Consider the following 20,451-nt stretch of genomic DNA (forward strand, 5'->3'; position numbering starts at 1 on the left):
ATGAGTTCCCGTTTCCATCACCATGCGCGCTTCTGGATACTTTTGTGAAAGCCGGCGTAGGCTCTCACGATGATTGGTGATTGAGCGTTGCTCTAGCGTTTCGCCAGCTTGGTCAAGGATGCAGATAGCGTGAGAACGATCTCCAAGATCGATTCCGATCGTATGAGTGGGAATGTGGTATTTCATAGGGTGAGAAGCATAGCAGAAAACGGTTCAATGTACCGTCTTCACCTTCTCATTCTATCTTGTTCGGCAAGGGCAGTTTAAAGTTGTTGGTGTGACCACTCTATCGGGTCTGCAGCTGAAAGAGACCATAGAGGAGTGATTACTTTGTTGTCTTCATCAAAACCGATCCATAGTCCATCTAAGCCTCCACTATTACGAGCCATAGCTTTCCAATCCAGACTGTTACCTTCACTGATGTATCTCTCCCAATCTGAGATCCATATCCAAACATTAGAGTCAATGTCAGTATTTTGGGGAGTTCCTAGTGTTTTTAAGGCTTCTTCTTTTGTTGCCCCTTCAGAAATCCAAAGCCGTTGTTCATCACGTCTTATTGTCATCTCGGTACAGCGCTCAGATTGAGGCAGCTCAGAGATATGTTTCTCGAATGGTCTGTAATGAACCAAGAGGAATGGTGCAGAAAAACACAGTAGTGCTACCAAAAATATTGACGGTACGAGAAAGCGCATGAAATTTAGCCGAACAGTTAAGTACACCCGCCGAACATTTGTTCGGTCGGAGTGCTACGCAAGGTCTAACAGCGGAGCTGATTTTAACAAGTGCCTTTTGCTTGGGGCAATCCATCAAACTAACAGGTAGAGGAGCCAATTTCGCAGAGCTGCGAGTAGTCAGTAGCGAGCTGGAAGGGCTGGGGTCTGATCGCTGGCAGCGAGTCCGGTTTCGCTATCCGATGAGGGATTGATCCTAGCGCGATGAAGCTCAGGCTACCGAGATGCTGCTCTATCTAGAGAACACTGCACCACAGCTGGAAGTCTGGGATTTTGGGGCTACGAGACCCCGAAGTTTGAGTCGTGTCTCCAGTCGGATATATGAGGACACAGCTTGTTCCCAAGCATGGTTTCTCATAAATTTCACATCACTTTGTATCAAACAAGACCACACGGAGCCTGAGCTCGGTGTGGCGGAGGTTGAGGATGCAGGGGAGGTTGGAGAGTTGGGCGTAGATGAGGATGATCCAGTTGGCGGGAGTGGGGTTGTAGATGACTAGAGTGGAGATTGCGAGGGCTTGGAGCCAGTGTGCGAATTGGCCGCGGCGGCACTCTGCTAGGAATTGTTGGAGCTCTTGTTTGTGATGGGATTTGATACCGGATTTACTCGGTCCCCCGAGCCACGGGGCGCCATCTGGGAGGATGTTCTTCCATTGGTGGACTCGAAATAGGCTGGTGTAGAGCTGGCTGGGTTCGTGTGCTGGGTTATGGTGTAGTTGGAACCATTGCTGAGGCAGCTGGAGGCTGAGCCAGGCGAAGCCTAGATGCAGGACCGGTATGAGTACGACGTTGAGTACTGCAATCCACAGTGCTGGTAGTTCTAGCAACATCAATGGACTTGGCGGCCTTTCCAGTCGGTGGTTTTACCCAGCTTCTTGGTCATGAGGCTGACGAAGAAGAGTGTTTGATAGAACAGGAGAGCGAGTGGGAAGAGCGCGGCATTCCAAGCGCTGAAGTTTCCAATCTTGGAGAAGGTGTTCCAGCATTGGCCAGCATAGATGATGTAGGCGGCGAGGGTGGCGATGGTGAATACGGGATCGGCAATGAGGGGGCTGAGTAGGAGTGAGATGAGGCTGAACATGGCGCCTGAGATCCAGAGAGAGGAGTATGTGAGGGCGCGTTTGTTGGTGTTGGCAGCGCCATTGCTGAAGCCTTTTTTCCAGCTATTCCAGAGCTCGGTGAAGCCGCCGGGGAACATGCGCATGCTGATGTCTTGGCCGCCGAGGTAGCTGGAGCAGGCGTGTCCAGCGGCATGCAGGTGCTGGCTGAGGTGGAAGTTCTCTAGGGTGCAATTTTTGACGCATTCGTGGCCGCCAATCTCTTGGTAGAGTGACTTAGGGATGAGCATGCACTGGCCGAAGAGCGCGGCTTGGCGGCCGTCGCTTTCTCCTCTGCCGAAGGCGTTGACGCCGAGGACCATGAGGGTGTTGAAGAAGCTGGAGGCTTCTTCGTAAGGCTCGCTGATCAGGTGCTTCGGGTTCACCGATACCGCACCTTCGTGGTCTTGAGCTGCTTGTTTGAGTTTGGCTAGGGCTTCGCTGCCACTGAGGCGGACGTCGGCATCGAGGAAGAGCAGGAGCTCGCCTGTGGAGGCTTCGACTCCCTGCATGCAGGCCCAGGGCTTGCCTTTCCATCCAGCTGGTAACTCGGAGCCGGTGATGACTGTGGCGCCGTGGGACTGGGCGATGCTCGCGGTGGCGTCGCTGGAGCCATCGTCGACAATGATGATTTCGAGCGGTTTGAGGTGTTGGTGTTGGAGGCTCTGGATGAGGTTTCCGATATTGGCTTCCTCGTCTCTGGCTGGGATGATGACTGAGATGTTTGAGCTACCTTGGGTGCTATCGGCATCTGGCAGGAAGCGAGGGTTTGAGAAGACTTCACGGAGTGCGAGTGTCCCAGCAAGTCCAAGTAATGGGAAGATGAGTAGCATGGGGGGTGGCTAGCGAAGCGGGTGGCGCTTGATGACTCGGTCGGCACATTTTTGTCCTGAGAGCACGACCATGGGCATGCCGCCACCGGGGTTGGTGCTGCCTCCTGTGAAGTAGAGGTTCTTGTACTTGGTGCTGGTTTTCGGTGCTTTGAAGCCGTAGTTCATGCCCCAGTCGCTGACGACGCCATAGATTGAACCTTTGTTGGAGTTGTACATGCGCTCGATGTCAATCGGGGTGAGGAGGTCTTCGACGATGATGCTCTCGCGTAGGCCGGTGAGGCCGCAGCGTTCCATCTTGTCGATACAGCGCTCTTTGAGTTCGATGTAGTCCTGCTCGGTGATTCCTGAGCCCTCTGCGAGTGGTGGGATGTGTGGCAGGATTTTGATGTTGTCGCAGCCTTCTGGGGCTTTGCTGGGGTCGGTGCGTGTGGGGGCGACGACGTAGAGTGTGGGGTCCTGCGGGAGTTGTTTTTTGTGGAAGACGGTTTCGAAGTGTTTGTGTTGGTCTTTGGAGTAGAAGAAGTTGTGGTGTGCCAGCTGTGGGAATGGTTTGTTGGTGCCGAGGTGGAGCACGATGCCGGAGCACGCAGGGGCAAATTTTTCTAAGTTCTTGATGAAGGCTTGGGGCTCGCCGAGGAGTTTTTCGTAGCACGGGATGACCTCCATGTTACTTACGACGATGTCGAAGTTTTGGATAGTGCCATCGGCTAGGGTGATGCCGGTGACGGTTTTTCCGGACTTGTTGATTTGAGTGACGTCGGCATTGAGGTGGATCTGGATTCCCAGCTCTAGCATGAGTTTCTCGAGTCCGCGAGCGAGGTTGTACATGCCATCGCGCACGTACCAGAGGCCGTAGTCGAACTGGATGATGGGCATGAGGTTCATGTAGCCTGGGGCGTCGAGTGCAGATGACCCAACGTACTTGATGAAGTACTCGAGGATGAGGCGCATTTGCGGGTCGCTGATCCGCTCTTCGATCGACTTAGCCATCGATTGTTTGTAGTCGATTTTGCCGCTGAAGAGTTGGAGGTTGTAGTGTTTGATGAATTCCCAGAGGTTGTCGAGGCCTTGTTCGAAGTAGCCTTCATCGACAATTTTGTATTGTTCGCGGGCGTAGTCTAGGAAGCTTTGGAACTCGCTCCAATGTTGTTCGAGGTCGCCGGGGAGTTTTTGTAGCTCCTGCTTCATCAGGTCTTGCTCTTGGTAGAGGTCGATGTGTTCCCGTTGTTCGAAGAAGTTGCGCCAGTGTGGGGTGACGGGGTCGAGCTGCACGTAATCGCTCATCTTCTTGCCAGCGCGCTCGAAGAGTTGTTCGAACATGTGGGGCAAGGTGAAGATCGATGGCCCAAGGTCAAAGGAAAAGCCTTCGATTTCCATGAGGTTGAGTTTGCCGCCTACGCGTTCATTTTTTTCGAACACAGCGACATCGTAACCAGCAGCTCTGAGTGAAATAGCAGCTGACAGACCTCCTAGACCTGCTCCAATCACTGCGACCTTGTTAGTTTGCATAGTGAAACAATCGCAACATTGCACCGTTTGTAAAGCTCCTTAGACGTTGCTGGATGGCTAATCTTTGCTATGTATGTAGGGGATGACTAGAGATCAATCAGCTAGGGAATTGGTAGAGGCGCAGCGAGCGTATTACCGCAGTGGGGCTACGCGTTCGTATGCGGCACGCATGGCGGCCTTGAAGTCGCTGGAGCGGAGTTTGATGGCGCACCGTGAGGAGGTCTTGGCGGCACTCGATACTGATCTAGGGAAACCCCCCGTGGAGGCCTACTTGGCTGAATATTTCTTTATCCTCAGTGAGCTACGCTTGGTGATGAAGTCTCTGAAAAAGTGGATGAAACCGAAGCGTGTCTCAAACCCGGTGTATTTTTTTCCGACCCGTACGGAAGAGCGCCGTGATCCGTTTGGGGTAGTGGGTATTTTTGTGCCATGGAATTATCCATTGCAGCTGGCGCTCAGCCCCTTGGTGACGGCGATAGCAGCGGGCAATTGTGCGGTACTCAAGGCGGCGGAAAGCGCGCCAGCGACGAGTGCTTTGCTGGCGAAGATTGTGGCTGAGGCATTGCGGGCGGAGCACGTGACGGTGATGCTTGGCGAGGTGGATGCGGCGCAGGACTTGTTGGCGAGTGATCTCGATTTCATTTTTTACACTGGTAGTACGCAGATCGGGAAGTCTGTGGGGCAGAGTGCGGCATCGCGCTTGATTCCTCACGTGCTTGAGCTTGGAGGGAAGTGCCCGGTATTGGTGGACAAGGCGGTGGATGTGGAAGGCGCGGCGCGGCGCGTTTTGGTGGGCAAGTTTTTCAATGGTGGGCAGACTTGTTTTGCGCCAGACTTTGTGGTGGTTCACGAGTCGGTGAAGCAGCGCTTTGTGGACGCTTGTGCTCGCTTACTGGATGAGATCCCTTGGGCTGCTGAAATGGCCTGTGTGGTGAATCAGCGCCACTTTGAGCGGCTGCAGGGATTGCTGGAGGAACCGATGATTCAGGCTGAGGGGGCGGCGCGTGTGGGTGGGATGAAGCCTACCATTCTGCCGGAATCGAGCTGGGATTCGAAGGTGATGCAGGAAGAAATCTTTGGGCCGATTCTGCCGGTGCTCACGTATCGTGAGGATGCGGACTTGGTGGCTCAGTTGCGGACGCAGGGGTCGCCCTTGGCCTTGTATTTGTTTTCTGAAAATGACGCCTGGGTGGAGGCGCGGATTGCGGATCTACCCTCGGGGGGTGTCTGTGTGAATGACACGATGAAGCAAGGTTCTCACTTGGGAGTCGCGTTTGGTGGGGTCGGGGAGAGTGGCTACGGGCGCTACCGTTCACGGGCTGGGTTTGAAGCATTCACTTACCAACGAGCAGTGGTGAAGCGCGGCTTCAAGGTGCGCGATATGTTCGAGCTAAAGCCGCCGTATGGCGACATGATCGAGAAACTGAAGAGCTTGATGAAGTAGCTACTTGATGCCAAGTGGCTAGCTGAAAAACTCTTTGGTGAAGGCCGCGCGTTGGTCAAAGATGTCTTCGAGTTGTTGCTTGACTTTGAGTGCGTGGGCGATGGCGCCAATCGGGCCAAAAGGCATGACATAGGTGACTTCATCGGTCATCAGCACACCGTCCTCGTTGCTCTCGAAGCGATGGATGTGGTGCCAGATTTTGTAGGGGCCGATGCGTTGTTCATCGACAAAAAAGCGTTGGGATTCCGAGTTGTCTTGGACGTGGGTGATCTCGGTGAGCCAGTTGACTTTGACCATGGGGGCGAGCTGGATCTTGTAGCCGATCATTTGTCCGACGTGCATGTCTTCGGCTGTGCAATGGGTGATCTCAAAGCCTAGACCTTCGGGGGTCATGCGCTCGAGGTTGCGTGGGGTGGCAAAGAAGTCCCAGACGGCTTTCATGTCGGTGGGGATCTGCTGCTGACGAATCAATTGGTGGATCATGGGGTGGTGAGTTTACCGTATTTGGAGTTTGGGTCGATGCGGTGGCAAGTGGCTTTACATTGCTGCGCGAGGGCGTCGCGCCCGTCCTCTTTGTAGGCGAGTGCGGCGTAGTAGAGCATTGCTTGGCGCTCGCGAGAAGAGAGCTTTAGGGTGCCTTTGAGGGCGCCTGGAACGAGGGTGTCGAAGTCGCTTAGGCTGATGCTCCGGCATTCAAAGATTTTGGGCACCCGGAAGTAGGCGATGGCGCGGACGAGGCGCACGCGCGGGTTGTGCGGGTCTGATTGGACGGCGTGATCGATGAGGTGTTTTCCTCGTTTGAGGTTGGAGACTTTGGTGGGGGGCCAGAATGCGGCCTTGGCTTTGAGTGCGTGTGCGCTGCCGAGGTAGGCCTCGGCGAGGTGGTCTTGTGGGTCTTGCTGCATCACAGCTTCAAACTGCGCAATCTTACGATCGATGGTGTCGATATCGAGGCTAAGGCATTCGTTGTGCCAGTTGAGGTAGCGTTGGTTACGCGTGGTGTGGGAGACAAAGTTTTGGTCTGATGCTGCGGCGATGTGGCCCAGCGTCAGGGTGATGAATAGGCTGGCTATGGTGGTCTTTCTAAACACTGACTTTCGCTGTTAATATTTCACTAGCGAGGTCGATCCGGGGGCGTTTGACGCCGTAGGACTCGCAGATCAAGTTCGCAGAGATTCGGGCACTTTCAAATATGGTGGGAAGCCCGCTCCCCGGATGCGTGCCTCCACCGACCAAGTAGACGTTGGAGAATTCCTTCATTTTGTTTTGTGGGCGGAAGGAAAGCATCTGGTCGAGCGTGTGCGCGAGGTTGAAGGTGGCGCCGAGGAAAATGTTTTGGTCTTCCCACCCCTGCGGGGTGATATAGCGTTCCTCCACGATGTGCTCGCGTAGGTCTTTCATGCCGGTTTTTTCGATGATTTTATCGAGCACTTTTTCGCGGTATTCGGCGAGGGTCTCTTCCCAGTCGTGTCCGTGGCGATTGTTGATCGTGGGGACCAGGATGTAGAGCTGTGAGTGACCATCTGGTGCGACGGTGGGGTCGGTGACGGTGGAGTTACGCACGTAGACTGACATGTCATCTGAGACCACTTGCTCGCCTTCGATGTCGCGCAGGTTCTGGTGGTAGTCGTCGGCGAAGAGGACGTGATGGTGTGGCTCGTCTGGGTAGACTGTGTCGAGTCCGAGGTAGAGCATGAAGGTCGAGCAGGAATACTTTTTCTTCATCAATTCCTCGCGCGGCGCGGCGAATTTGCCGAAGATGGTGTTGCGTGCGTGAGCGTAGTCGGCATTCACTACGAGGTCATCGCATTCCAGTATGGTGCCATCTTCGAGTTCGACACCGCGGGCGCGCTTGCCTTTGTAGTGGATTTCTTTCACCTCGCTATTGAGAAGGATTTTCCCCCCTTGGTCGCGGAAGGCATTGGCCATGCCCTCGGAGATGTTGGCGAGGCCTCCCTGTACGTGATAGATGCCGTGGGCGTATTCGATGTAGGAAAGGATACTGAAGAGGGCGGGGCAATCCCACGGTGACATGCCGAGGTATTTTGCTTGAAAGGTGAAGGCGAGCTTGAGGCGCTCATCGGTGAAGTACTCGCTCAAGACGTCCATCACGGATTTTTTAGTCGCCACATAGGGCAGGGCCTTGAGCATGTAGGGTTTGAAGTAGCTGCTGAGCTTGTGGTACGGGCTGAGGAGGCAGGGGAAGATGGTTTTGAGCTTCACCGCATGATCTTCCATGAAGCGCAGGTAGTTCTCAGACTCACCAGGGAAACTCGCCTCGATATTGGCCTTCATCGTTTCCATGTCCGAGCTGGTCTTCAGAGAGACGTCGCCCCAGCTGAGCGTGGTCATCGGATTGAGCGGCACGAAGTCCATGTAGTCCTCTGCAGTTTTGCCAATCTCGGCAAAGACCTCATCTAGGGTGAACTTTTGGTGCAGGAAGGTAGGACCCGTGTCGAAGGTGTATGGACCAGCTTTGATCGCGGAGTTGCGACCGCCCACACGGTCTAACTTTTCTACGATGGTGACATCATACCCACGGTGCGCTAGCATCATGCCATTTGTTAGGCCGCCGGGCCCAGCACCGATGATAATGATTTTTTTATCCATACTTTGGATTAACAAGTAGCTTAGCAAATACGAATGAGCAACTCAGCAATAGAAGTTTATCACCTGAGAGGTGCTGCTTGTTGTAGGTGGGTGGGGAAAGTGGAGGCTTATTTTTTGACCATGAGTGGCTTCAGCGTGGGGAGGATGGCTGCAGCCCAGGCATCATAGCCAGCCTCCGAGAGGTGGAGCATATCTGGCTGATAGAGCTCAGTTTTGAGGCTTCCATCGGCATTGGTGAAGCTTGGATTGAGGTTGAGGAAGGTGACGTTTTCTTTATCGCCAAGTGAGGCAATGCTGCTCTGGATGGTGTTGATGTCTTGGCGGAGCTTGGACTGTGGGTCGAGGTTTGCTGGGAAGGTGCCCAGGAGGAGGATTTGAGTGTTGGGAAGCTTGATGACGAGTTCTTCGACAAGGGCCTGGATGCCCGAGACGACTTGGTCTGCAGGTTGTTTGGCGGTGACTAGGTTGTTGATGCCGATCATGAGAACCACGGTTTTCGGCTTGAGGCCTTCGAAGTTGCCATTGTTGAGTCGATAGAGGAGGTGCTCCGTGCGGTCGCCGGAGATGCCGAACGAGGCCGTGTTCCATTGTGCGCCAAAGCTGCGGTCGAACGCACGCTGTCCACCTTTCTGGGCGATGCGTTGTTGTGCGCCAGACCAAGCCTGGGTGATGGAATCTCCGAAGAAGATGAGGTCGAGGTTGGGGTGGGTTTTGGCAATGTCGTTGATCTTGCGGAATTGTCCCCACCAAGTGCCTCCACCCCAGCCAGCGCCGGGGCGGTATTCGCTAGATGGTGCTGGGAGGATGGCGGGATTGGTGTAGGCTCCAATGCTGAAGAGTGAGAAGCTGGTGAGTACCTTGGGATTGGGCATGGAATGCGGGTGGTGGCCACCAGGCTTGCGGATGACCAAGGAAAAGTCGGAGAGCTTGGTTGCCGCAATTTCGCTATTTTCGCTGGGTGGCACGACCTTGTCGGCTTGGGAAATGAGGTAGAGTACGGGGATTTTCGAGTTTTTGAGGTGGTCGAGTTGGTCGACCGGGTTGAACGCGTATTCCTTTGCTGCGGCGTCGCTGAGCCATCCGTATGCGGCTTTGCATTGATCCCAATCTGGGGCGCTACCAGCTGAGAGGCCGAAGCCGCCTGGCCAGCTGCGGGTGTCGAGCACACCATTGTCACAGATGATTCCAGCCACTCTGTTGGGGTGCTTGATCGCCCAGTTGTGGATGATGAGGCCACCGCGGCTCATGCCTTCGAGTAGGGGCTTTTCTGAGAGTCCGACCGCCTGCATGGCGTAGTAGAACTTATCCCAGCGGGCGACCGCTTCGGGTGATCCGAAGAGGCCCGCCACATCGCAGTAGGCCACGTGCCAGCCGAGCTCGAGGAGGGCGATGTCTAGCTGTGGTTGATGTCCCCAGAAGCGTGCGCGCCAGACCCAAGGGGCACCTTTGGCGACTTGTTTTGGGGCGACAACCTTGCAGTCGGTGCCGAGGAAGCTAAAGCTTTGTTGCTCGTAGCCAAAGAAGTTAGAAACCTTGGCGTCATCCATGAGTGGGGTGGTGAAGTCGGGGTCGCGTTCGGTGGTGATGAACTGAAAGAGTCCGCGAGCCATGGCTTCGGCTCCGAAGCTATTTGGGTGGACGCCGTCTGGGAGCCACTGTGGTTTGTCGATGAGCAGTGATCGGAAGTCGAAGGTTTCTACGCCGGTTTCAAAGGCGACTTCGCGGATCAAGGGGGCGATTTGTTGGGAGACTACTTGATCTGTGATTCCCCACTTATCTTCAGCGACGGGGACGGGCTGGCAGAGGATGATACGTGGCTGAGGCTCGAGGTTCAGGTAGGGTTCGATGAGCGCTTTGGCGTCGGCTTTGAATTCGGCCTTGTGTGCCCAGTTATGTGGTTTGCTGTCATTGGTGCCGAGTTTGATGATGACGATGTTTGGCTGGTAATTGACTGATGCTTTGTAGAGTGCTTCTTTGCTGTATGGGTGGTCGCCTTTGCTGAGCATGGTACGCGCGCTGATGCCAAAGTTTTTGACTTCATAGTCGGCTCCGAGCAAGTGGCCTAGCTGGGCTGGGTAGCTCATGTCATCTCGGTCAGGGATGCCGGCGCCGAAGGTGATGGAGTCACCGACGCAGGCGATTTTGGTTTGAGCCACTGCGCTGAGGCAGAGGCAGAGCAGGATGCTGAGTGGGCGGAGTAGTGATTTCATAATGGATGAGAGTGGGGTCTTCTGGGGTGTTTAGCTCCAATGGAGTTTTTGGCGTACCGTAGAGTAGAAGCTACGGTCTTTGAGGGTCAGAACATTCAGATGGTGGCTGGCTTTTTTGATGCTGATGCTGGCGTCACTGGGGAGCTCAATCACCTCGCGTCCATCGATACTGACGAAGGCTGGGCTCTCAATTTGCTCGGAACTGACGAGCTCGACCACCGAGGACCCGTCGACCACAAGCGAGCGGTTGCTGAGCGAGTGAGGGCAGATGGGGGTGATGAGGAAGACTTCGGCAGTCGGGGCGATGAGTGGACCTCCGGCGGCCAGCGAGTATGCTGTGGAACCGGTTGGCGTGGCGACGATCAATCCATCAGCTCGGTATTGGTTGAGCAAGGTGCCATCGATGCGTGCGTCGATGGTGATCAGGCGTCCGGTTTGGCCACGGCTGAGGGTGATTTCATTTACCGCAAAGTCGGTGATGCTATTGCCATTACTGAAGAATACGGTGGTCTCTAAGAGGGTGCGTGGGGTCACCGTGAAGGCGCCATTGAGTATCGCGTCTACCAAGAGTGAAAGCTCAGTTTCTTGGCAAGCGGTTAGAAAACCTAAGGTGCCAATATTGATTCCGGCAATCGGCGTGCTACTCGGGCCGATGCGGTGGGCTGCGTTGAGCATGGTGCCATCACCTCCCATCACGGTTAGGATGTCGCACTCAGCGGCTAGAGCGGTGGCTGGGATTCCTTGATCATTGCCGATGATGGCGGCAGTGTCGTCTTCGAGTATGATCGAACAGCCTTTGCTTTCGGCCACGCGCGTGAGCTCATGGATTGTTTTCGCTGAACCTTCTTTGTGCGGGTTGGCAATGATACCCAATTTCATGTTGGCGAGTGTGAAGTTAGACGGCTGTTCTGTGAAGCCCTTAATGAGTTGAGGAGGCACAAAAAAGCACACACCGCTGTGGGTGTGTGCTGAGAAAAGGTGGATTGCTTGTCGATTATGCGTGTTCGCCTTCGCCAGTGGCAGTCGCGTACTTCTCACTCACGACGTCCCAGTTGACCACTTCGAAGAAAGCTGCGAGGTAGTCTGGGCGGCGGTTTTGGTAGTTGAGGTAGTAGGCGTGTTCCCAGACGTCACAGCCGAGGATTGGAGTGCAGTCGCAAGCGCCAGAGATTTCGCCCATGAGTGGGTTGTCTTGGTTTGCTGTGGAGCAAACACAGAGCTCACCCTTCTCATCGGAGCAGAGCCATGCCCAGCCTGAGCCGAAACGTGTTGCGCCAGCAGCGGAGAATGCCTTCTTGAATTCGTCAAAGGAACCGAACTTAGCGTCGATCGCTGCAGCGAGCTTGCCTGATGGAGCGGAGGCACCGCCTGGGGCGATGACTTTCCAGAAGAATGAGTGGTTGAAGTGACCACCGCCGTTGTTGCGGACTGCTGCTTGCTTTTCAGCAGGCACTTTGTCGAGTTGTTGGACGAGTTGGCAGATTGGAAGTTCAGCGAGTTCGCTACCTTCTAGTGCTGCATTGAGGTTGGTCACGTAGGTGTTGTGGTGCTTGGAGTGGTGGATCTCCATGGTACGTGCGTCGATTTGTGGTTCGAGCGCATCGTATGCGTATCCGAGTTCTGGAAGTTCGTATGCCATAATAGTTAGATGATATGATTGGCTCCCATCTGTCGATGTGTTAGCACATGACTGTTGAGAGCTGGTGATAGATTAGGCTCGACCTTTGAATTTCGCAAGTATCAAGATATGGATATGATCACTCCTGAAATGTTGGCAATTGCAGGTGCTGCAGTCACTGTAATTATGGTAGTCGTTGGTTTGTTAGCGAATGCTGGAAAAAAGTCAGCAGTAGCAGCGCTTGAGGCAAAGTTGGGCTCGGATTTGGCGCATGAGCAGAAGCGCAATGAAGAGCTGAAGGAGGAGCTGGAAAAGCTGAAGGGGGAGCACACTGCGATGAAGGTGAAGGAGGCTGACCTTATCAGTACCGAAGCTGGCCTGAGGGCGAAGTTAGAGGCAGAGCAAAAATCGTTAAAAGAAAAGGAGGCGTTACTTAGCAAAGCTGAGGCAAAGTTCAGCGACACCTTCAAGGCTCTTTCCCAAGACGCCCTTAAAGCGAGCCAAGAGCAGTTTTTGCAGTTGGCGAAGACGAGCTTCCAATCCCAGCATCAGAGTGCCAAGCAAGACATGGAGAAGCGCGTTGAAGCGGTGGAGGGCATGGTGAAACCTATCAATGCTTCGTTAGAAAAGGCACAGCAACAGGTGGCGGACATCGAAAAGGCTCGTGAAGGTGCCTACACGGCACTGCGTGAGCAGGTGCGCCACATGCAGGAAACGCACCGAGGTCTGCAGCGAGGTACTGAGCAATTGGTCAAGGCATTGCGCCAGCCAACTGGCCGAGGGCAGTGGGGGGAGATGCAGTTGCGCCGTGTGGTTGAGATGAGTGGGATGCAGGAGCATTGTGACTTTGAAACTCAGACGACCACGACCACGGATGAGGGCAAGCGTCTGCGTCCGGATTTGCTTGTGATGTTGCCTGGTGGGCAGCAAGTGGTGGTGGATTCGAAGGCTCCGATGGATGCGTACTTGGATGCGGTGGAGTCGAATGATGAGGCTGAGACCGAGGCGGCATTGGCGCGTCACGCGAGCCAGGTGCGAACTCACATCCAGCAACTCGGGAGTAAAAACTACCAAGATCAATTTGAGACGAGCCCTGAGTTTGTTGTTTTGTTCCTTCCGAGCGAGGCCTTTTTCTCTGCGGCATTGGCTCAGGATAGTTCGTTGATTGAGAAGGGTGTGGACCAGGGGGTGATACTCGCGACGCCCACGACCTTGATTGCCTTGCTACGAGCTGTGGCCTATGGATGGAGGCAGGAAGCGCTGGCGCAGAATGCGCGTGAAATTTCGCTGGTGGGGCGCGAACTCTACGATCGCCTCCGCACCTTTACCGAGCACGTTGACAAGGTGGGCAAGTCACTTGGCACGACGGTTGGTCATTTCAACAAGGCGGTTGGTTCCCTGGATACTCGTGTGTTGGTGAGTGCGAGAAAGTTCGAAGATCTGGGGGCTTCTTCTGAGGTCGCCTCGCTCGCCGAGGTGAAGCCCTGCGAGTCGGTGGTGCGCCAAGTGATCGAGCCAGTGCTTACGAGCTCGGATTCAGAGATTGGCACTGCGGCTTCAGCGATGCAGAAGGTGGTGGATGCTGGTGGCTTTGCCGATTTTGCCTCACCTGAGTCTGACTTCGAGGGTTTTCTCGCTGAAGGCGAAGGGGACGGGATCTGAGCTAGTATATAGCCATCTCGACCCACTGAACGAGGTACATGCCAGTGTTCTTGTCACAGTAGGCGTGATACTCTGGTGTGCGAGCGCGCACGTAGCGGCTGGTTTGTGGCTTGCATTTGAAGTGCTGAGGTTTGGTGTCACCTAGGGTGATGTGGCGCGATTCGATTTCAGTCCAGCTTGTGCCGTCATTGGAAACCTCGATGATGACTTTTGTTGGTTGGCCATAGCCTGCGTCTTGGCGCGGGTGGAGTACCACCTCGGTGAAGGTGCTGGGTGTTTCGAAGTCGATAGCGATCCATTCTTCTTCCGGCTGGATTTTTGCTTGGCTAGACCAGCCTTTGTTGCCCCAACCTTTGATTTGTCCATCATCCCATGCTTGGCTTTGGCCGTCGTTGATGAAGCGGCGATTGAAGTAGGCGCGTGGTGATGCCCACTTTTTCATGTTGCTGAATGCGCTGGAGCAAAGCGTTTGGCAATGGAGGGTGAGGCTTTTGCGAGGGAGCGTCTGGGGCGCGGTTTCGAGCACGATGACGGTATTGTGCGAGTGCCAGTGGGAATTGTCGGTTAGAGTGAGAGATAAGGACTCCGGGCTCTGAGCAAGTGTCACAGGAGCACCGCCGACGAGAAGTTTGGCATTGAGGAATTGCTTGCCGTCGGCTGGAGCCGGGAGGGTGAGCGTCTTGCCTGCGGGGGGATTGAGCACATGGATGTATTCTTTGCGGTCGTCGGTGGAGCGGGTGGCGACGATGCCATTGGGTAGCGACTTCAGGCGCAGCAGCGACTGTACCGGGTAGGAACTGCTGCAGTAGACATTGCTGAGTGACTCACGGACGGGTTTGACTAAGTCTGCCCAGACTTGGAATGCCTCACGCACACCTTTTTCCCAACGGCCATCGGCGTAGGGGCTCGCTGCCCAGCAGGCTCCGCCTCCTTCGACGGTGGTGCCAGCAAGGAAGACACTGTAACGGAACATTTGTTCTCCAGTGAGGCGGGCGATGCCGCGGTCGTGGCCACTAATTGGTGCCCAGTGCAGCCCTTGAACCACCGCGGTCATCTCGCGGTAGGATGGCCAGTTTTCCACATTGTAGTCATTTTCTGGGAGTTTTTTCCACGGTTCGTGCCAATGGGCACGCCAGACTTCTTTGACTTTAAATTCGGTGAGTTCTGTCGGGTTGAGCAATCCATAGAGTCCGAGGTTGGGGGCGCGTGAGGTGATGGTCTCGCGGAGTCGCGGAAGGTCGAGGATGCCGGGGGATTCGTTGACACTCGTTTTGCTCATGGTGCCGAGTGTGCTATCGAATCCTAGGCCGATGATGCGGCTGCCATAGCGTTCGGCGAACTCTGCGAATAGTTCGTTGGTGAAGTCGTTCCACTTGCTGTAGTTGGTGTTTTCGTTGATCACCTCGATCCCTAGAATTTTTTTCGCTTCGGGCGTGAAGAGGCTTGGGAGCAGGGGGTGGGTGAACATCACCATGTCGATGCCGCGCTTGTCTAGGGCGTCGATCATTTCACCAATGACATCGCGTGGGGCAGCCATGTGGCCGAGCCCCCACTTGTTGAGCACCTCGCTGGGGTGCATGATCGCCATGCCGTGGTAGTTGGTGAGAATGACGTAATCGAAGCCCAATGCGGCAATGTCATCGGCAATTTTCTCGATATCGATTGCGGCGTAGTAGGCGGCTTTGTTTGGGCTACGCTTTCCTTCGTAGTCGGTCATCTTTTCATTCCAATGGATGAAGAGTCCAAGGCGGCGGGAGAAGATGTCTCGGTAGTGCTTCGCCTCGATGGTGGCACTTGTAGCTGCTGGCTCAGCGGCAGGGGCAGGGGCTGGTGTTTCGGCTGCGGCCGTGATGCTGCCGAAGCTGCTAGCGAGCCCGATGATGGCGGCTGTGCTCCAGCGTTTGCCCCTTGCTTTGATCGTTGTTCCCCATTCCATAGATAAAAGTATTCTGATTGTAGCGAGGACTACTTCTGAGCCTGCGAATTCTTACACAGTATTTTTGAGGAGTGAGGGATAGCCTTCTGGATGCTTTGCCGCTGGGCGGCCAGCTGTTGGTGGAATTGGATCGCTCTCGAATGACTTGGTAGACCTATCAGAAATTTGTGCTATAAATGAAGTATGTCTACATACCATGCCTCCGCTTCTATTTCGATTCGTCAGGATATTGATGATGTGTATGCGTATTTACGCGATCTGAACAACTGGCCGGAATGGTCGCCTTGGTTGGTGTGTGATCCAGAGGTGAAGGTATCGATCGACAACACCAGCTATGCTTGGGAAGGGGAGTTTGCAGGAAATGGTCGGATTGAGATTTTGAAAGAACAGCCGCACCGTAAGATTGACTTCAAGATGGTGATGAAGCGGCCCTGGAAGGCGCGTTCGCACCTCGCCCTGTTGCTGCAAGAGGTGGATGGTGAGACCCAAGTGACGATGACTCGAGCAGGGAAGTTGCCTTTCTATCTCTTCTGGATGAAGGAGGTGATGCAGCAGCTGGTATTGATGGAATTTCAGCGCGGCTTGCGCATGCTGAAGGACCTCATGGAGACAGGCAAGGTGCTCTCGACAGTGGATTTTCTTGGGAAGCAAGAGGTCGAAGGGTGTTACTACGTGGGGGTAGAGCGCCACTGTGCCATGGAGTCTATGGAGATCGCCATGCGCGAAGATTTTGCCATGTTGATGGACTGGGTCAATGAGCAGCCTGATAGCCTTCTCGATGAACGAGGTAAGCAGATGTTCACTCTCTATGACCAATGGAACCTCAAGCACGGCGTCGTGCACTACCGGGTGTGTCATCCGGTGAAGCAATTGGTTGATGAGGTGCCGCATGGCTTTGTGCGCGGCAAGCGTGATGCTTGTGCCGCGCAGGTGATCGGGCACACCGGGTCGTACCGCCATCTCGCCAATGCATGGTCTGCCGCGACGGTGCGCGCGCAGGGTAGAATCTTCCGCGGTAACGGGCGCAATAAACCATTCGAAAAGTACAGTTCCTTCCCGAGTGAGGTGGGTGAGTCGTCAAGTGTCACCTTGGTCTGCATTCCCGAAAAATAGGCATTGCAATCCGGCTCGCATGGCTCAAATTTTGCGCCATGCAATCCAACGAACTTAGCCAAATCATAGCCAAGCGTCGCAGCATCAAGCCGGCGCTAATGGATCCAGCGCGCGCGATTCCGCAGGAACTCTGGGAGCAATTATTCGAAGCTGCCAATTGGGCACCGACTCACGGGCTCACCGAGCCGTGGCGCTTTGATGTCTTTGCTGGTGACAAGCGTCAGCTCGTGGCAGACGCGCTTCAAGCTAGCTACAAAAGCGTGACTCCCGAGGCTGAGTTCCGTCCTGAGAAATTTGAAAAGATGGGCAAGAACCCATTCCTAGCAAACTCGGTAGTAATCGTGAGCATGCACTTGGCTGAGGGGTCGAAGATTCCTGAAGTCGAGGAAGCTGAGGCGGTTGCCTGTGCCGTGCAGAACCTACACTTGCTAGCCTCTGAGCTCGGACTCGGTGTCTTTTGGTCATCGCCAGCAGTGAGCTATAGCAGCGCTTTCGAAGAGGCGCTTGAGCTTGGGGATAAGCAAAAATGCCTCGGCATGCTTTACGTCGGGTGGCCACGTGAAGGGCTCGAATGGCCGGTGAGCAAGCGTGGCAATGCCATGGATAAAGTCACCTTTCGCTAGGGCGATTCGATCATGGACTAAGGGCATCACTTCAAAAAGTGATGGCACTAAACAAAAAGTGCCAAGAGACTGCGGCAACTCTAGACACGCTACCGTTGCTCCGATTAAGGCCTGGCGGGTTTCACACGCTAGAGCTCCACAGCTCTTGACGCGCCCTGTGTAGGATTGGCGACAGGCAATTGCAAGAATCATTTTGGGAAAAGCGAGCAAGGCTCAGCTGCAGCGACCTACCAGAAAATGGAGATGTTGCCGCCCAGGCTTGATTCGTGACCGTGTGACCTCCACGCATAGAGGTAGCCGGCTCCTACTTGGCAGTTTTGTGTCACTGCTGCTTCCACGCCGAGCCCTGCGATGAGTCCATGTGGTCCGCGGTTTTGGCCAACGAAAGTGCTGCTAGAGATTCCGCCTAAGCCGGCTCTAATGTCATGGGCGCTATTTTGATCTGCATAGGCATCGTACTCGTAACGCAGTCGAAGCTTAGTTAGAAACTCACCAGCACGGATCTCATGCCTGTGGGTGAGATCGCATCCGGCACTGAATAGTAGGGCTTGAGCATCTGCTGATTCCACTTGGTAGTCGTAGCTGCTGCCGCCACCGCTCTCATTGAATCCGTTCTGCTTGAGGTAGGTGTAGAGCGCGCCAATGGATGGGGTGAGGGTGAGATCCTTACGCCATAGATAGTCTTTTTCCAACATCGCTCCGAGGGTGACGCCTTGGCTTGCAAAGTCGGCGCTGGAGGAGGACGCAATTCCTCCAGAGGTTGTGTGGTTGAGGCGTGAGGCATCGCTTTCCCCGTAGAATCCATTGAGCAAGGTATTGAGGCGTAGCCCGTTGTTTAGGCGGTGTTGGTTGTAGAGGCCTATGAGGAAATAGTTACTGTCAATATCGTGGTTGATATGGTCGTGCTCTTTGAGCCTGCTGAACGCGCCACCTATAAAGATTCCAGTGGTGTGGCTTTGGTTGTGAAGCAAGTCGTAGCCTGCGGCAATTCCAAAGATGTCGTAGTCAAAATTTCCAGTGACATTACTTGCTCCAGTGACGGATCCGTCGGTGAATGCAGTGTCTATCCAGAGCCTTTGTTGGTGTTCAAGTGCTTGATTGATGGTGGCTTTGGAGTCGTTTGACTGAGCCCGCATGAGGTGTCTTCTGGATGCTTGGCTTAAAGCCATATTGGATATGAGATCGGTGGCTTCAAGGCCGATAGTGAGATTGGATGAGTAGGCTTCTGGGTTGTTCTGGCTGGCGGCGAATGCCAAACCTGCGGTTGTGAGTCCTTGTAGCGCTGGATGCATGTTGAGCTGTGCTTGGGTGGGGGATTGATTGCCGCTGATGCCAAGAGTTTGTTGGATGTATTGTTGTGCTGCTTGTTGTTTGTTGGATGAAGAACTGGGTCTACTTGGAGGTGTTTGAGTGGTAAGGCTCTGGGGTAGCTGAATGGGCGTTGGTGTTTGTGCTACCGAGGAAACTACCTGCTGTGCGGTCTTGATGCCAAATCTCACCTTTACTTGCTGGTCGGTAATGGTGGTGCTTTCTGGCTCAGCTCCGACGAAGGCGTGAAAGCTATGGGCGTCCTCGACTATGTTGGCTGTTGGAAGTTTCGAGAGTCCGCTGGCTGCAGTGATCACGGTGAATTCTCTACCATTGAGATAAGCGCTGGGGCTCTGCGCCATTTGGTTGTCGACCAGACTGATGACAGGAAGGGTATTCATGTGGACTGCGCCAGCGACTTGGACTTGGTCGTGGGTGGTTCCTGGGAGGTCGCCCGCGCCTTGCGTGGGGTCCATGTTGACGCTGTACTTGGTGCCACTGAGGTCAAGTGCACCGCTGCCATTGAAGCTCAGTGTGCCGATTCCATTGTTGATGTTACCGGGGCTGAGTTGAATGATTTTTTGTAATGTTTTGGTTCCGAGTTCTACGGCACCATCTCCATAGAGTCGGCTCACTTCGGTATTGGAGTATACTTGGGAGATGTCGAGGGTGGCGCCGGCATCAATACTGACCGACGAGGCGTCAACCAAAGTGGCATCACCAGCCAGTCCGAGGGTGCCAGCCTCGATGCTGAGGTCGCCTTTGTAAAAGCGACTGATGCCGTGGAGAGTGATCTTGCTAGTCCCTCGCTTGATGAATCTCCCAGAGCCTTGAAAAGTGGCGCCTGGGATGTCTGCATCGAATGATTGGTCAAAAATGAGGCTGCCGCCATTCAGTGTGGTACGGGTGCCGTAGACAAAGGCATTGGATGTGATTTGAAGTTCTCCTTCGTTGACCTCGATGTAGCCGAAACCGTCGGTGAAGCCAAGGCTGTCACCTGAGGCTTTATTGACATCTCCGTTGAACGTAAATTTTCCAGTTCCTCTCTTGGTGAGCTGTGGGAGGCCTTGGTTGTCATAAATGATATTCCCGTTGTACGTGTAGTCATTGCCATCGCCATTGTTGACGATGATGTCGCCGTAGTTGTTGCTTTTTCCAATATTGGTGAGGCGGATGTCGCCATCTCCTTGGATGGCTCCTAAGCTGATGTACTGGCCAGTGGTGCTATCTAGGTTGAACTCGACGTGAAATGTACTTCCACTGTCGATATTGAAGTAGGCATTCTCAACGTGAAGGCGCGTGGTGGATGAGCCAGTGTTGTGTGTGATTAGCTTAAATTGCGCATTGTTGGTGAGGTGGACATCGCCTTGAATATTCGTGCTGAAGTTCGAATACATTGTCACTAGTCCTGAGCCGCTGCCCCCGTCATCGATGGTCAGTCCGTTACTAATGTTGATATTGGGAACTACAAATGCCATGCCTGTACCCATGCTGTTAATTGTTAGGCTATTGGGGTAAGTTAAGCTGCTGTTGGTGCCACCAACAATGCAAGTGGCAGTGGATCCATCGTTTCGGCCATTGATCACGGTGAAGCCTGGACTGGTGGGGAAGCTTCGTGGGTCGACTGCTGTACTGCCAGTGTGGTCACAGACTGTGTCTGCGGCGTAGACTTGCTTAGAAATTGGTAGAGAGAAGATGATACCAATGACGATTTGGGAGGTAGTATAAACTTTCATGAGAATAGTGAGATCTAACCA

General features: G+C 54.3%; 17 protein-coding genes and 1 other RNA gene. 4 read left to right on the plus strand and 14 right to left on the minus strand.

What is annotated here, in order from left to right:
* The 5 genes from F454_RS14455 to F454_RS0106655 form a co-directional block, all read right to left on the minus strand.
* The coding region (locus F454_RS14455; RefSeq protein ID WP_033367576.1) for an IS110 family transposase at nt 1-186 on the minus strand (186 nt) is incomplete at its 3' end.
* Nucleotides 187-263: 77 nt separating this feature from the next.
* On the minus strand, nt 264-692 hold the full coding sequence (locus tag F454_RS0106640) for a hypothetical protein (RefSeq protein WP_156817173.1): 429 nt from the start codon (nt 690-692) through the stop codon (nt 264-266).
* 407 nt (nt 693-1,099) lie between these two features.
* Nucleotides 1,100-1,561, minus strand: coding sequence for a glycosyl-4,4'-diaponeurosporenoate acyltransferase CrtO family protein (locus tag F454_RS0106645; protein WP_018969859.1), 462 nt, complete (start codon nt 1,559-1,561; stop codon nt 1,100-1,102).
* Entirely contained in the window at nt 1,561-2,661 is a 1,101-nt protein-coding gene (locus tag F454_RS15690) for a glycosyltransferase family 2 protein (RefSeq protein ID WP_018969860.1), read from the minus strand. Before F454_RS15690 ends, F454_RS0106645 begins: the two co-directional genes overlap by 1 nt.
* A gap of 9 nt (nt 2,662-2,670) precedes the next feature.
* Nucleotides 2,671-4,170: a phytoene desaturase family protein gene (locus tag F454_RS0106655; protein WP_018969861.1), complete on the minus strand. Its 1,500-nt coding sequence runs from the start codon at nt 4,168-4,170 to the stop codon at nt 2,671-2,673.
* An 82-nt stretch (nt 4,171-4,252) separates the two neighbouring features.
* Between F454_RS0106655 and F454_RS0106660 the strand changes: the two genes are divergently transcribed.
* Nucleotides 4,253-5,614, plus strand: a complete 1,362-nt coding sequence (locus F454_RS0106660) for an aldehyde dehydrogenase family protein (protein ID WP_026292758.1) — start codon at nt 4,253-4,255, stop codon at nt 5,612-5,614.
* 18 nt (nt 5,615-5,632) lie between these two features.
* On the opposite strand, the gene F454_RS0106665 is transcribed toward F454_RS0106660, so the two are convergent.
* The 6 genes from F454_RS0106665 to F454_RS0106690 all read right to left on the minus strand — a co-directional run bounded on the left by F454_RS0106665 (nt 5,633) and on the right by F454_RS0106690 (nt 12,073).
* Nucleotides 5,633-6,097 (minus strand): SRPBCC family protein, encoded by a 465-nt coding sequence (locus F454_RS0106665; protein WP_018969863.1) that lies wholly within the window; start codon nt 6,095-6,097, stop codon nt 5,633-5,635.
* Nucleotides 6,094-6,705, minus strand: coding sequence for a tetratricopeptide repeat protein (locus F454_RS0106670; protein WP_018969864.1), 612 nt, complete (start codon nt 6,703-6,705; stop codon nt 6,094-6,096). Before F454_RS0106670 ends, F454_RS0106665 begins: the two co-directional genes overlap by 4 nt.
* Nucleotides 6,698-8,224 (minus strand): phytoene desaturase family protein, encoded by a 1,527-nt coding sequence (locus F454_RS0106675; protein WP_018969865.1) that lies wholly within the window; start codon nt 8,222-8,224, stop codon nt 6,698-6,700. Before F454_RS0106675 ends, F454_RS0106670 begins: the two co-directional genes overlap by 8 nt.
* Before the next feature lie 107 nt (nt 8,225-8,331).
* Nucleotides 8,332-10,434, minus strand: a complete 2,103-nt coding sequence (locus F454_RS0106680; protein WP_018969866.1) for a GDSL-type esterase/lipase family protein — start codon at nt 10,432-10,434, stop codon at nt 8,332-8,334.
* 30 nt (nt 10,435-10,464) lie between these two features.
* Entirely contained in the window at nt 10,465-11,313 is an 849-nt protein-coding gene (locus F454_RS0106685) for an NAD(+)/NADH kinase (RefSeq protein WP_156817174.1), read from the minus strand.
* Nucleotides 11,314-11,428: 115 nt separating this feature from the next.
* Nucleotides 11,429-12,073: a superoxide dismutase gene (locus tag F454_RS0106690; RefSeq protein ID WP_018969868.1), complete on the minus strand. Its 645-nt coding sequence runs from the start codon at nt 12,071-12,073 to the stop codon at nt 11,429-11,431.
* A 114-nt stretch (nt 12,074-12,187) separates the two neighbouring features.
* On the opposite strand from F454_RS0106690, the gene rmuC reads away from it, so the two are divergent.
* Entirely contained in the window at nt 12,188-13,714 is a 1,527-nt protein-coding gene (rmuC, locus tag F454_RS0106695; protein ID WP_169334338.1) for a DNA recombination protein RmuC, read from the plus strand.
* Nucleotide 13,715: 1 nt separating this feature from the next.
* Here rmuC and F454_RS0106700 read toward each other — a convergent pair whose 3' ends face one another.
* Nucleotides 13,716-15,650, minus strand: a complete 1,935-nt coding sequence (locus F454_RS0106700) for a discoidin domain-containing protein (RefSeq protein WP_018969870.1) — start codon at nt 15,648-15,650, stop codon at nt 13,716-13,718.
* A gap of 183 nt (nt 15,651-15,833) precedes the next feature.
* Here F454_RS0106700 and F454_RS0106705 point away from each other — a divergent pair, with 183 nt between their 5' ends.
* Nucleotides 15,834-16,763 carry an SRPBCC family protein gene (locus tag F454_RS0106705; RefSeq protein WP_018969871.1) on the plus strand — a complete coding sequence of 310 codons (930 nt, stop codon included), beginning with the start codon at nt 15,834-15,836 and terminating at the stop codon, nt 16,761-16,763.
* A gap of 38 nt (nt 16,764-16,801) precedes the next feature.
* Complete coding sequence (locus F454_RS0106710) at nt 16,802-17,386, plus strand: nitroreductase family protein (protein ID WP_018969872.1); 585 nt, start codon at nt 16,802-16,804, stop codon at nt 17,384-17,386.
* Between the two features lie 56 nt (nt 17,387-17,442).
* Here F454_RS0106710 and ffs read toward each other — a convergent pair.
* Nucleotides 17,443-17,537, minus strand: an RNA gene (gene ffs / locus F454_RS16095) — signal recognition particle sRNA small type.
* A 76-nt stretch (nt 17,538-17,613) separates the two neighbouring features.
* Nucleotides 17,614-20,430 carry an autotransporter family protein gene (locus F454_RS0106715; protein ID WP_018969873.1) on the minus strand — a complete coding sequence of 939 codons (2,817 nt, stop codon included), beginning with the start codon at nt 20,428-20,430 and terminating at the stop codon, nt 17,614-17,616.
* Nucleotides 20,431-20,451: the final 21 nt, after the last annotated feature.

The organism is Rubritalea marina DSM 17716, from assembly GCF_000378105.1.
Lineage (GTDB): Bacteria > Verrucomicrobiota > Verrucomicrobiia > Verrucomicrobiales > Akkermansiaceae > Rubritalea > Rubritalea marina.